At 53.9% G+C, this 12,979-nt stretch carries 14 protein-coding genes; 3 read left to right on the top strand and 11 right to left on the bottom strand.

Features of this window, described 5'->3' with window-relative positions; all coding sequences use genetic code 11:
* Positions 1 to 86: 86 nt before the first annotated feature.
* Genes H8693_RS00800 through H8693_RS00790 form a run of 3 tightly spaced genes read right to left on the bottom strand, consistent with a single transcriptional unit; the run spans position 87 to position 2,193 of the window.
* Positions 87 to 1,220, bottom strand: coding sequence for a glycerate kinase (locus H8693_RS00800; protein WP_249279379.1), 1,134 nt, complete (start codon positions 1,218 to 1,220; stop codon positions 87 to 89).
* A complete protein-coding gene (locus H8693_RS00795) occupies positions 1,217 to 1,468 on the bottom strand; it encodes a helix-hairpin-helix domain-containing protein (RefSeq protein ID WP_249279378.1) in 252 nt (83 codons plus the stop codon). The genes H8693_RS00800 and H8693_RS00795 overlap by 4 nt, the downstream gene beginning before the upstream one ends.
* Positions 1,465 to 2,193 (bottom strand): NAD-dependent protein deacylase, encoded by a 729-nt coding sequence (locus H8693_RS00790; protein ID WP_249279377.1) that lies wholly within the window; start codon positions 2,191 to 2,193, stop codon positions 1,465 to 1,467. The genes H8693_RS00795 and H8693_RS00790 overlap by 4 nt, the downstream gene beginning before the upstream one ends.
* Before the next feature lie 83 nt (positions 2,194 to 2,276).
* On the opposite strand from H8693_RS00790, the gene H8693_RS00785 reads away from it, so the two are divergent.
* From H8693_RS00785 to H8693_RS00775, 3 genes are read left to right on the top strand one after another with little or no spacing between them, the layout of a single operon-like run.
* Entirely contained in the window at positions 2,277 to 2,681 is a 405-nt protein-coding gene (locus tag H8693_RS00785; RefSeq protein ID WP_178620736.1) for a hypothetical protein, read from the top strand.
* Between the two features lie 12 nt (positions 2,682 to 2,693).
* Complete coding sequence (locus tag H8693_RS00780; RefSeq protein WP_249279376.1) at positions 2,694 to 3,443, top strand: class I SAM-dependent methyltransferase; 750 nt, start codon at positions 2,694 to 2,696, stop codon at positions 3,441 to 3,443.
* A 16-nt stretch (positions 3,444 to 3,459) separates the two neighbouring features.
* Positions 3,460 to 3,948 (top strand): pyridoxamine 5'-phosphate oxidase family protein, encoded by a 489-nt coding sequence (locus H8693_RS00775; protein WP_178620730.1) that lies wholly within the window; start codon positions 3,460 to 3,462, stop codon positions 3,946 to 3,948.
* A gap of 350 nt (positions 3,949 to 4,298) precedes the next feature.
* Here the strand turns inward: H8693_RS00775 and H8693_RS00770 are convergent, their stop codons facing one another.
* The 8 genes from H8693_RS00770 to H8693_RS00735 all read right to left on the bottom strand — a co-directional run bounded on the left by H8693_RS00770 (position 4,299) and on the right by H8693_RS00735 (position 12,939).
* Positions 4,299 to 4,913, bottom strand: coding sequence for an HD domain-containing protein (locus H8693_RS00770; protein ID WP_178620727.1), 615 nt, complete (start codon positions 4,911 to 4,913; stop codon positions 4,299 to 4,301).
* 60 nt (positions 4,914 to 4,973) lie between these two features.
* Positions 4,974 to 5,663: an RNA polymerase sporulation sigma factor SigK gene (gene sigK, locus H8693_RS00765; protein WP_249279375.1), complete on the bottom strand. Its 690-nt coding sequence runs from the start codon at positions 5,661 to 5,663 to the stop codon at positions 4,974 to 4,976.
* 169 nt (positions 5,664 to 5,832) lie between these two features.
* On the bottom strand, positions 5,833 to 6,819 hold the full coding sequence (locus H8693_RS00760; RefSeq protein ID WP_249279374.1) for a Gfo/Idh/MocA family protein: 987 nt from the start codon (positions 6,817 to 6,819) through the stop codon (positions 5,833 to 5,835).
* A gap of 43 nt (positions 6,820 to 6,862) precedes the next feature.
* The gene (locus H8693_RS00755) at positions 6,863 to 8,272 is read right to left on the bottom strand and encodes a gluconokinase (RefSeq protein ID WP_249279373.1); all 1,410 of its coding nucleotides are present in this window, start codon (positions 8,270 to 8,272) and stop codon (positions 6,863 to 6,865) included.
* Positions 8,273 to 8,274: 2 nt separating this feature from the next.
* The gene (locus tag H8693_RS00750) at positions 8,275 to 9,501 is read right to left on the bottom strand and encodes a peptidase U32 family protein (RefSeq protein ID WP_249279372.1); all 1,227 of its coding nucleotides are present in this window, start codon (positions 9,499 to 9,501) and stop codon (positions 8,275 to 8,277) included.
* An 11-nt stretch (positions 9,502 to 9,512) separates the two neighbouring features.
* Positions 9,513 to 10,943, bottom strand: coding sequence for an endolytic transglycosylase MltG (mltG, locus tag H8693_RS00745; RefSeq protein ID WP_249279371.1), 1,431 nt, complete (start codon positions 10,941 to 10,943; stop codon positions 9,513 to 9,515).
* A gap of 24 nt (positions 10,944 to 10,967) precedes the next feature.
* Positions 10,968 to 11,315 (bottom strand): YlbF family regulator, encoded by a 348-nt coding sequence (locus H8693_RS00740; RefSeq protein ID WP_249279370.1) that lies wholly within the window; start codon positions 11,313 to 11,315, stop codon positions 10,968 to 10,970.
* 28 nt (positions 11,316 to 11,343) lie between these two features.
* Complete coding sequence (locus H8693_RS00735) at positions 11,344 to 12,939, bottom strand: ribonuclease J (protein WP_249279369.1); 1,596 nt, start codon at positions 12,937 to 12,939, stop codon at positions 11,344 to 11,346.
* Positions 12,940 to 12,979 lie beyond the last annotated feature (40 nt).

Here is a 12,979-nt window from a genome sequence, read left to right as displayed (position 1 = left end):
CTTGCATGTTACTATAGGCCGCCCTTGTGTATTCCCCATGGGGCTTATGTGAAATTTCCGTGAAAAGTGTCCTTTCGCGGCGGTTTTCAGGATTTCCCCATCAGGCGCGCCGCATTATAGACGGCCCGTTCCAAATAGATCCCCGCATTTTTCATGGCGTTTTCCAGCTTTACCGGCCCGGGGCAGATAGCAAAGCAGGCAGTCATTCCCCGGTCATAGAGGGCTTCATACCCCTCTTCCAGCATGCCCGCAAATCCCAGCGTGGGGATTCTCCGGGGCGCCGTATAAGAGAGAATCCCGGCAATCGCCTTTCCAAAACAGGTTTGACCGTCAATCTTTCCCTCGCCCGTCAGAACGGCATCCGCGTTCTCCAGCGCCTTCTCAAACCCAATGAGCCGCAGCACGGTATCAATCCCCGAAACGATTTTCGCTTTTCCAAAGGCGAGAAGCGGCATCGCCGCTCCGCCGGCCGCGCCTGTTCCGGGCAAATCCATAAGCTTTCGGCCGGATTTTTGCTCCAAAAGCGTGCCATAGGCCTGCAGCAGGTCATCCAGCCTTGGGATATCCTCCAAAGCCGCTCCCTTTTGCGGCCCGAAAATTGCCGAAGCCCCTTCCGGCCCGCAGAGAGGGTTGGATACGTCGCAGGCAATCTCTATGGGCGTGCTGGCAAGCCCCGGATGTATCCCGGAAATGTCCAGATCTGCGGCTTCACCAAGGCCGCCGCAGCCCGGCTCCACTTCTTTTCCATTCTCCTTCCGGCAGCGGATGCCAAGAGCCCTGGCAATGCCGGAGCCGCCGTCGTTGGTAGCGCTCCCCCCCAGAGTCAGGATGATCTTTTTTGCCCCCCGGTCAAGAGCGTCCCGGAGCAGCTCCCCCGTTCCCAGTGTGGATGTGCAAAAAGGATTAAGCTTTTCGCGTTCCACCAGCGTGATGCCCGAAGCCTGGGCAAGCTCTACCACCGCCGTCCCGTCGCTTCCCAAAAAATACACCGCTTCCACAGGGCGGAGCAGCGGGCCGCTCACTGTTCTTTTTATCTTTTTTCCCGGAAGAATGGAGGCAATCACATCCATCGTCCCCTCGCCGCCGTCCGCCACGGGAAGCGAAACAATCTCTGATCCCGGAAAAGCCCGGCAAAGGCCGCGCTCCATTGCCGCGGCAGCTTCCCCGCAGTTCAGGCTCCCCTTAAATGAATCGGGAGCAATTACAAATTTCTTTTTCATCTTATATCCTTCCATTTCCACCATTGCAGTTTTTCCGGATCGGGGTGTTCCGTGCTGGCAAAATACACCGCGCAGCGGTATACATAAAGCTGGCAGCGGTCGATAATCACGCCCCGTCTCCGGCAGTCCCGCCGGTATATTTCCTCCGGGTCCTGATCCCTAAGAGACTCGATGGTCGCATATCCCAGCGCCAGCAAATCCTTTTCGGTTTCTTTCCCTACTCCGGGAATTCTGCGAAGCTCGCTCATATCTCTTCTCCCGTCTCCAACGCCCCGAACACGCTCCCCAGGCTGGTCTGATAGAGCAGGTCGGCTTTTGCATCAAAGGGCGTCGGGCTTTTATTGATCAGCACCAGCGTTTTTCCCTGAAAATACTGCAGCATGCCCGCCGCCGGGTAGACGTTCAGGGACGTTCCGCCCACGATCAGCAGATCGGCCTGCCCAATCGCCGCGATGGCGCCCCGAACGACAGCATCGTCTAGGCATTCTTCATACAACACCACATCCGGCTTGATCATCCCGCCGCAGGAGCACCGGGGAATTCCCCTGGATTCCTTGATAAAAGCGCCGTCATAAAATGCGCCACATTCCATGCAGTAATTGCGGTGGACAGAGCCATGAAGCTCATAGACTGCCCGGGAACCCGCCTTTTGATGCAGACCGTCGATATTCTGCGTCACAATCGCCTTGAGCTTTCCCGCCGTCTCCAGCTCCGCCAGCTTTTTATGCGTAATGTTGGGCGCAGCATCCAGGCAGAGCATCTTTTCCCGATAGAATCGATAGAATTCCTCCGGATGGGCAAGAAAAAAAGAATGGGAGATGATGGTTTCGGGCGGATAGGCATAATGCATGTGATACAGTCCGTCCGGGCTGCGGAAATCCGGAATGCCGCTTTCCGTGGAAACCCCTGCGCCGCCAAAAAACACAATGTTCCGGCTTTCTCTTACCCTGTCCTGCAAAGCGTCTATATTCATTTTCTCCCTCCTCCGTGGACAAATTCCCTATGCCATGCTATATTTATTTCAGTATATCATTTCCCACCCAAGGGGGCAATGCCATGAAACAGAGCTTTAGGGAGCTTCTCCCTCTTATCTTGATTCTCGCCACGGCGCTTGCCATCGTATTGGGCTTTTTTCTCTATGATGCTTCCCTTCCCCTCCCGGAAAAGCGAAGCCGGGCGTATTCCTTTGCTGTTGCCGGGGAAACATCCGCCTCTCGCGATGCCGGTTCTTCCGGCCAGGAAGCCGAGGCCCTGCCAGCGGCGCCCGCACCTCCCTCCGCTTCTTCCAGCGCAGCGCCGGCCTCTGGTGCCGAGATCGTTTATGTCTCAATGAGCGGTGCCAAATACCACAGCCGGCCGGACTGCGGCTCCATGAATCCGGATACCGCCCAAACCATGACCCGGCAGGAAGCAGAACAGGCCGGGAAAAGTCCCTGTTCCCGCTGTTTTCCTGCGGAATAAAGGAGAGTTCTAATGAATATTACATGGAATGCAAAGGAATATAAAGATCACTTTTCTTTTGTCCCCTCCTATGGGGAGGATCTCTTCTCCCTGATTGACGCGCCTGCCGGAAGCCGCGTGGTGGATTTGGGCTGCGGCAATGGAGCTCTTACACAGAAACTTGCTGAACGCGGCTTCTCTGTCCTCGGGCTGGATGCCTCTGCGGAAATGTTGGCTCTGGCAAAGGAGCTGCATCCCGGCCTGGAATTCCGCCTGGCAGACGCCACTTCCTTCCATCTGGAAGAAAAAGCCGATGTAATCTTTTCCAACGCCGTGTTTCATTGGATCGATGACCAGAAGGCCCTGCTGCGGTGCATAGCCGACAACCTGAAACCCGGCGGACAGCTGGTTTGTGAATTTGGCGGCGTCGGCTGCGCCAAATCTGTCCACGATGCGCTTTCCTATGGTTTTGCCCGGCGGGGCCTTTCCTATTCCATGCCCTTTTATTTCCCCACCATCGGAGAATATGCGCCTCTTTTGGAGGAGCAGGACCTGCGGGTCTGCTTCGCCAGCCTCTTCGACCGCCCCACGCCCCAGGAAGGCCCGGACGGTCTTATAAACTGGATCCGTATGTTTGACCAGAAACCATTTTCGGGGATTTCGGATACATTGACGCAGGAGATTCTAAAGGAAGCGGCCAGCCGTCTCCGCCCTATCCTCTATCAAAACGGCAAATGGGTCGTCGACTATGTGCGCATCCGTATCAAAGCGGTCAGGCTCTAACCAGGGAGGAACCCTTATGTTTCGGAAAATACGGCGCAGCCGCCAAAGTTTGTCCGCCGAGCAAATTGATATTGTTTTAACTCGGAATTCCAATGGCGTTCTTGCCGTTCATGGCGATAACGGCTATCCCTATTCTATCCCTTTGAATTATGTGTACAGCAGTGGCAAGATTTACTTTCACTGTGCCAAATCCGGCCATAAGCTGGATGCTATCCGGCGTGATCCCCGGGTTTGTTTTACGGTGGTGGATGAAGATACCATCGTCCCTGAGGAATATACCTCCTATTTCCGCAGCGTCATTCTCTTCGGCCGGGCTGCCGCAGTGGAGGGGGAGGAGCGTACCTCGGCCTTTTTGGCTCTGGCGGCCAAATACTCTGGCTCACTGCCGGAAACCAGCCGCAGGGAGGAAGTGGCTCGCTGCCGGCAGGCGCTGATTATCGGCATTTCCATCGACCATATGACAGGCAAAGAAGCCATCGAATATGCCCGGCAGCAAGAAAAATAGCAGAGCTCTTGCCGCTCTGCCGATTTTCTCCAGGCGCAAAAATCCCGGCAGTCTGTTGCAAAGCCAATAAGAAGCTAGCAATATCAATGTCAGCTTATGCTGCCATCCACTCTCTATATTTTTTCATTGTCTCAAAAGGTCAGGCCGCTTTCGTTGGGCGCTTGCTTTCTCGCCGCAGCATACCATTTTTGTCTTGTTCCGGGCTTTTAACGGCATTGCATGATCCAAGCCGTTTCCCCTTTTATCCGTATCTTTCGTCCGGCTTACTAAAAATGAATTTCGCCTGATTTCTCAAGCTCCGTCCCGCTATCTATTCCAGCAAAAAAGCGCCGGTCTCGGCGCTTTGGCTTTTATTTTTCACTTTTTCCCCGGTTATCGATGATATAGGTATCATACATATCCGCGATGGCGACAGCCGCCGCCAGAGGATATTTTGTGAAAGCGGCAGATTGAGCCATTCCGCCCACATAAGCCCGGGCCGCATCGTCATATCCGCCCATATGCCAGCGAATTGCCATGGCTTCCTCCTCGGTGAGCTGGATAAAGCGCATGGCCATATATACGGATTTTTCCCCGTGCCCCAGCGGCAGCGTATCCTCAATGCCATAGCCCTGCACCTCTTCCCATCGTTTTTCGCCGGGAATTTTTACATTCCGGACGGTTTTAATATAGAAATTTACTTTACAGAGGTCATGAAGAAGTCCGCTGATGATAACCGATTCCTTCTTCACCCCTGGCAAATTCTTGGTGAAGTTAGCAAGAATCCGATAGACAGAAAGGCTATGGACGAGCAATCCCCCTTCATAGGCCCCATGGGATTTTGTGCTGGCAGGCGCCGTATAAAAATCCGTTTCATTTTCCAGCCATGCCAGGAGGCGATCCATATTTTCCCGCCCGGTGGATTCCAGCAGCTTAACAAATTCCTCTTTATATTTCAACATGATCTGCGACTGAATGCTTTCCATAAACTACCTCGCTTTTCTTTTGCTTTAGTATATCACATTCTGTCCGGGCGCGAAAGAAATTCATCGCTTTTTCTCAAATTCCTTATGCAGTTTCGCCAGAGCCCGCTTTTGTATGCGGGAGACGTAAGAGCGGGATATTCCCAAGATCCGGGCAATTTCCCGTTGGGGCAAAATTTCTCCGCCGCTCAGGCCATAACGCAGATCAATAACTACCCTTTCCCGCTTGGTGAGTACCTTAGATAGAATTCCATAAAGTTTTTCCGACTGCATCCGCAGCTCCACCTGATCGTCCACACTGCTCTCATCCGTGCTGATCACATCCAGAAGGGATATCTTGTTCCCTTCTTTATCCTCCCCAATGGATTCCCCCAGGGATACCTCCGCGTTGTTTTTCTTATCCGCCCGCAGGAACATAAGGATTTCATTTTCTATACATCTGGCAATATAGGTGACGAGCTGCGTCCCCTTATCCGCATTAAAAGTATTGATGCCTTTGATCAAACCGATGGTTCCAATCGATATAAAATCGTCGTTATCCACATTGGCGTTGCTGTATTTCTTTGCAATATGGGCTACCAGGCGCAGGTTATGCTCGATCAGCACTTCCCGTGCCTTTTCATCTCCTTCCATATAGCGCCGGATATATTCCTTTTCCTTGGAGGGGCTCAGAGGCTTGGGAAAAGAATGCGGGTTGCTGTTTAAATAACCCGAATAGAAAAAAATTTCCTTTAAGAATTCAAAAATATGCATAGGGTTTTGCACTCCATTTCTTTCCATATTTTTATAAAAGACAGGCGGCGCCTTGCGATGCTTTTATACTATATGAAGAAATGTAGGGAAATTTGCTAATTTTTGGGGAAAAGACGGGAGAATACAAAAAAGCCATGCGTTCTGCATGGCCTTTTGACAGCTTTGCCGTTTATTTTTGATCATTGGGGAACACAATTTCCATTTTCGCCCTGGCTGCATCCATGAGCTCAAGGGCGGCAAGGGTGCGTGCGGCATATGCCGCTTCCGCCTCGTGGTCCTTTTCCTCCACCAAACGGATAAATTCCCGCACCTCAAACTGCATATTCTGCTCACTGGCCGAGATGCCCAGATCTTCCCGTTCCCGGGTGTTATAGACGATTTCAATATGCGTGGGGTTGGGAAGCTCCTGGATGAGCATGCAGCCCTTTTCCCCCTGGATCTCGCTGGCGTTGAAGGAATTGGTGATCTTGGAATAGAGCACCTCCGCCTGCATATCCCCATAGTTTGCGGTAATCGTCCCGGCGCCGTCAACACCGTTGTGCATCTTCAGGCAGTTTCCATCCACCGCCTTGGGCGCTCCAAACAGATCGATCAAAGCATTTATGCAGTATACGCCGATATCCATCATGGACCCATTACAAAGTTCAGGCCGGAAAGCGTTCTCGATAATCCCGTTTTTGAATTTATCATAGCGGGAAGAATACTGGCAATAGGAGAGCGTCGCCCGGCGGATGGTTCCCAGCTTATGCAGATTTTCCCGAATTGCCGTATATTCGGGCAGAAATACCGACCGCATCGCCTCCAGCAGAATTACGTTGTTTTCCCGGGCAATCCGGCAAAGCTCCTCCCATTCCCGGGCGTTGGCTGTGGCCGGCTTTTCCACGAGGACATGTTTGCCCGCCCGCAGCATCTGCGCCGCCTGGTCGGCATGGCAATAGTTGGGGCTGGCGATGTAGACGGCATCTATCTCCCTGGATTCCGCCAAGTCCTCCAATCGGTCATATACCTGCTCCACGCCGTATTTCGCTGCGAACTTCCGGGCCTTTTCCATCGTCCGGGAATATACTGCGCGCACCGCAAACCCCTCGCACAGCTTTCCGCCGGCAATAAAGCGGTCGGTAATAAAATTTGTCCCAATAATGCCAAAACGAACCATTGTTCCTTCCTCCTGCATCAAACCATGTCCTCATCTTCCGTCCTTATACGGATTGGCGATAAATCTCCAAATATTCCTGATATCGGCGGCGGTATACCTCTGCATCTTCATCCGGCTCTAGGGCTTCTCCCACCGGGGCGCCGTATTCCTGCAAATCAAAGTCCGGCTGAAGCACTTTTTTCCCCAGCAGCGCACCGCCCACCAGAGACGCCTGCTCCCCCAAATCCGGCCGCACAGGCCGTTCCAGGATATTTGTCAGCATTTTCAGCCAGACCGGGCTTTTCAGAATCCCGCCGGACACGAGGATTTCCCGGGGTTCTCCCGCCTCCTCTGTCAAACCGTCCATACATTGCCGGATATTGAAAAGCACCCCTTCCAAAACGCTGTGATACAGTTCCAAAGAGGTGTGCCCCGGGCGCACCTGAGCAAAGCCGCCCAGCCGTCCGTCCTGCCAGCCCGGGCACCGCTCGCCAAATAGGAAGGGCAGAAAATAAGGCAAATGCTCCCGGTCTACCGCCGCATCCGAAAGCTCGCTATAGGAAACAGTTCCCGAAAACAGCGACGCTTTTGCCCAGTCTACGCAGTTGCAGGCGCCGGATGTGGCCGCCCCCAGCAGCCAGGAAACCGGGGATAGATAGCACCACAGCCCTTTTTCATAGGCTGTATGCGCCTTTGGCTGAGAAAGCCGCAGCGCCGCGCTGGTTCCCACAGACAGCGTCATCGCGCCGTCCCGCAGGGCGCCCACCTGGTTAAGGGCTCCATCCGGATGCGTAGGAACGACGGGAATGCCGCTTTTTAATCCCAGCAGCCCCGCCCCCTCCTGAGTGAGAGGTGCCGTATCCAAAAAGGTTACCTCGCGGCCCAGCGCCTCCCGGGGAATACCGGCAAGTTCCAGCATCTCCGGATCTATTTTCCGCTCCCGGATATTCAGGAATCCAGAACCCGAAAGCATGCTGGCGCTTACCCAGCGTTTTCCCGTCAGACGGAAAAAATTATAGCTTCCCTGTCCAAATACCCGTGCATTCCGCAGGTCCATTCCCTGCTCCTTCAAATAGCGCAGCTTATAGACGGGATACAACGCATGCACCATACACCCGGTCTTTTCATAGAGCTGGCGGGCATGCGCCGCGTCCCGGCGCAGCTCCTCGGTCAACCCGCGGGCGCCCATCCACTGCCAGGTATACGCTCGGCCCAGCGGGCGCATATCTTCGCCGCATACCAGCAGATTATGCCAGGTTCCCCCAAGGGACACCGCATCTATATTCCGCCCGGCGGTAGCTTCCCGGCCCAGCTTCATGAGCAGAGCGAATATCGCATCGGCATCCTGGGTTTCCCCGCCGGTTCCCGGCGGATACGCCTCCGCCGCCATACACTGTATGCCAGATTCGGCCCCATATACCATGGCTTTCGCCGATGTTGTGCTGGCCTCCAGCACCAAAATATTCTGTTCCATCGCTATCCTCTCCGCCGCAGCATATCCCCGGGATGCAGATCATAGGGACAGGGAATCCAAAGCACCTGCTGCGGATGCGGCGCAGACTCCTGTGCTTCGCCATCTTCGCTGCGAATCTCTTCCACGGCAAAATCACAAAAGGGCATCCGCGGCGAGAGTACGCTCAGCCTCTCCCCCAGGGAAAATTTATTTCTCTGCTCCACCCGGATATAGCCCCGCGCATCCCGTCCCTCCAGCACCTTGGCGCAGAACACAGTCTGCCGATCCATCAGGGATTTCTGAATATCCTGCCCTTCTTCATGGGGATTTCCAAAAAAGAATCCGGTCGTAAACTGCCGGGTTGCCGACTCCCTCAGCTCTTCCACAAGCGCCGGATCGACCATATATCCCTCCGGTGCGGCGAGATAGGCGTCAATCGCCCGCCGATAGGCGTTTACCACGCATCCCACATAATAGGCGGATTTCATGCGCCCTTCAATTTTGAAGGAATCGATGCCCGCCTGCACCATTTCCGGAATATGCTCGATCATCATGAGGTCCTTGGAGTTGAGGATATATGTCCCCTTTTCATCCTCCAAAATGGGAAAATACTGCCCCGGATATCCTGCCTCACTGATGGCATATTCCCAGCGGCAGGGCTGGGCACACGCCCCCTTGTTGCCGCTTCGCCCGGTAAGCACTGAAGAAAGAAGGCATCGCCCCGAATAGGCCACGCACATCGCCCCATGGATAAACGCTTCAATTTCCAGTGTATTTGGCGTCTGCTCCCGGATTTCCCGGATCTCTGCCAGGGAGATTTCCCGGGCCATGACGATGCGCTTGACCCCCTGGGCATGCCAAAAGCATGCGCTTTTGGTATTGGATGTGCTGGCCTGGGTGCTCAAGTGAACCTCCAGCCCGGCCTCCCGGGCCAGCAGCAGCACGCCCGGGTCCGAAACGATAACCGCATCCGCCTTTATTTTTTTGAGCTGCGCAAAATAGGAGGCAAGCCCCTCCAGCTCGTCATTGCGGGAAATGGCATTTGCCGTCACATAGACTCTCCGTCCCAGCCCATGGGCCAGGCCGACCGCTTCCGCCAGCTCCTCCATCGTGAAGTTATCCGCAAAAGCCCGCAGGCCATAGCTTTTCCCCGCCAGATATACGGCGTCAGCGCCGAAATACAGAGCGGTCTGGAGGCACTCCATATTTCCCGCCGGCGCCAATAGTTCCACGTTTCTCTTTGTCTCCATAGTCTTTTTTGCTAATTCATGCTGTTCTGATATTCTTCCCAAACCGGCGACCACTTGGCCTTGGCGGCCTCGTGTTCTTCGGCTGTCCGCTGGAAAAGCGTCTCCCCCGTCGCAGGATCGCCCAGGCAGAAATAAAGGTAGTTATCCTTAATAAGCTCTTCATCGGGATACAGCGCCGCCTCGATTGCCGCCTTTCCGGGATTGCAGATCGGCCCCGCCGGGAGTCCCTTGTTGATACAGGTGTTATAGGGCGAATCGACGGCAAGCTCCTCGGAATTATACACCAACTTTTTCACAGGCATGAAATACTGATGCGTCGCGCAGGAACCCAGCGTCATATCCGCTTTCAGGCGGTTATGGAATACCGCCGAAACCTTTTTGAAATCGGCTTCCTTGGCCTCCTTTTCGATAATGGATGCCAGCGTCACCACTTCATCCACCGTCATTCCCAGTTCTTCCGCCCGCTCCTGGTATTCGGCAGTAAACACCTTGGAAAACTGGTCCAGCAGCCGCGTCGCCACCGTTTTTTCGGAAGAGTTGGTAAACATGTTATAGGTTTCCGGGAACAGATATCCTTCCAGGACATATTTCCGCCGCTGATCCTCCGGCTTGGCGTTTTCCTTTTCAATAACGGCGCTGATGAAAGGATTGTCCTCCAGTCCGGCTCCATCTTTCGCCATAGCCAGGAAGGCGGTATCGTTCCTCCAAATCCCCTCGCTCACCAGCTTATCCCCCATCTGCTCAATGGTGCTGCCTTCGGGAAGCATGACGTTGGTGGTATTGGTGACATCCGTGGGCTTTTTCAGCACGTTGATGATGTCGTCCAATGACATGCTGGGGGAAAGCTTGACGGTTCCCGCCATAATCTTGGAGCTCATATCCGAAAAATCCACATAGTATTTGAAGATTTTTGCGCTTCGGATGATTCCGTTCTCCTCCAGAATTTCCGAAATTTCCGTCAGGGAAGAATCCGGCGGAATGGCAATCTCCATCATTTCCGTATTGTTTTCGTCCACGGGGGAGAAATACCGGGCATAGGCATAATTCAATCCCAGAATGATCCCCACGGTCACAATAACAACAGCTATTCCTATAGCCGCCGCCGGACGCAGCCGCTTCCAGGTCCAAAATTTCTCTTTTCCATCCTTTTTCTCCGGGGGAGCCGGGGGCTGGAAACTGCTCTTGTTCGGTTTTCTGCGGATTTTCACATCCGCATCCTCCGCCGGCGCATCATAGACCGCAGTATCAGAATCATAAGGTTCTTCCTCAAAGTCCATGTTTGCCCGAACCTCCTGCGAAATGAGTTCCCGCTCGGCCTCCTCGTTTTGTTCCTCAAAAGAGAAAGGCTCCCGCGCATCCCCAATTCTGCGCGAATGGGCATGAGACTCCCGCCGCGGCTCCATGCCATCCGGATCTACATACGTATGGATTTTTTTTGGCATTCTCTCTTCCTCCGGTATCTTCGGTTATTTATCAAAAATCCCCGTATCCAGTTCGCAGGCGTCCCCAATGATCTTATAGACGTCTGAGATGATCGTCTGGAACTTATACTCCGCCGCGAAAAACTCCGTCACTTTCTGGTTCAGCGCCAAAACCTCGCCCAGCTTTTTCAGCTTGTCCATCGTGTCGTCCGAAGGTTTCCCGCCGGTCATAAGCGCGGCCTGCGCTTCAAATTGCAGCGTCTTATACTGCCGGATCAGGTCTTTGTTTGTGGCGTCTGCCATAACCTCATCCTTGAGCGCCTTATATTCCTTGAATTCACTGCTCTCTTTGATATCCTGCGCCAGAGCGTTGGCCCGGTCATATACATACATTTCCCTGTTCCTCCTCTTCTTTTGGTCTTTATACTTCAATTACAATGGGCAAAATCATAGGGCTGCGCTTGGTCATGTTATACAGATAGGAGCTCAGCGACTTTTTGATTTTCCCCTTTAAATTCATCCATTCATGAACACGCCCGTGCCCGCAGTCCGCCACGATCTTTTTCACGATATCCCGCGCGTGATCCAAAAGATCCTCGGATTCCTTCATATAGACAAAGCCCCGGGAGATGATCTCCGGCCCGGAAACCAGCTCGGCGTTTTCCTTGGATACCGTCACCACCACGATAAACAGCCCGTCCTGCGAAAGGAGCTTGCGGTCCCGCAGCACCACATCCCCCACATCGCCGATCCCCAGGCCGTCGATCATCACGATGCCCGAGGGAACGGTTTCCCCAAACTGGGCGCTTTTCCGGGTGAGCTCGATGGCCCGCCCGATCTCGGGGATGAACACATCCTTCTTTTTCATGCCGATATCGTAGGCAAGGGCCGCATGGTTATAAATCTGGCGGTATTCCCCATGCACCGGGATAAAATACTGGGGCTTGGTCAGAGAGAGCATGAGCTTGAGCTCCTCCTGGCAGGCATGGCCGGAAACATGCACCTGAGCCATTTTGCCATATACCACATTCGCCCCCTTGCGGAACAGCATGTTGATGACGTCTGAAACATACCGCTCATTTCCCGGGATCGGCGTCGACGAGATGATGACCGTATCCCCCGCCTTGATCCCCAGCTTGGCATGCTCTCCCGACGCCATGCGCACCATGCTTCGCCCGGACAGGCAGATCTTGCGGTTATACCGCTTCGCCTCATCGATCACCTGCTGGAGACGATGGATATTCGAGGCAAAGGTAGCGATGATAATGCGCCCCTTGGCGTCTTTGAAGTATTCGCTGAAGGTGGCCCCCACGCTCTTTTCAGAAATTGTGAAGCCCGGGCGCTCGGCGTTGGTGCTGTCCGACATGAGGGCCAAAACGCCCTCCTTGCCCAGCTCGCCGAATTTGTTTAAGTCGATCACCTTGCCGTCGATGGGCGTGTAATCCACCTTGAAATCGCCGGTATGCACAATCACGCCTTCAGGCGTATGAATGGCGATGCCGACAGCGTCGTCGATGCTGTGGCTCACCTTGATAAATTCGATCTCAAAGCAGCCGCATTTGACCTTTTCCCCCGCCTGAATGCAGCGCAGGTTTTTGTTTTTTACGCCCCGCTCTGCCAGCTTGGTTTCGATCAGAGCCAGGGTGAGGCGGGTTCCGTATACGGGAACGTTGAATTTATCCAGCACATAGGGCGTCGCGCCGATATGATCCTCATGGCCGTGGGTAATTACAAATCCCTTGATCTTGTCGGCGTTTTTTGTGAGATAGGTAATATCCGGAATGACATAATCCACCCCGAACATCTCCTCCTTGGGAAACATCATGCCGCAGTCAATGACCAGAATATTGTTCTGCCATTCCACCACTGTCATGTTCTTTCCCACTTCCCCAATTCCACCCAGGGGAATAATCTTCAGTTTCCGGCTGCCCGCGCCTGTCCGCTTTCCAGCCGTCTTTTTGCCTTCGTTTTTCTTCTGCTGCGGCGCTTTCTTCTGCGCCGTCTTTTTCTGCGTCATTTTCGCAGCCTTCTGCCTTGTCTCTTCTGCTGTCTTTTCT

The sequence above is a fragment of the Guopingia tenuis genome (assembly GCF_014384805.1).
Taxonomy (GTDB): domain Bacteria; phylum Bacillota; class Clostridia; order Christensenellales; family Christensenellaceae; genus Guopingia; species Guopingia tenuis.
The sequence above is the reverse complement of the archived record's forward strand: the minus strand, read 5'-3'. Positions and strand labels throughout refer to the sequence as shown.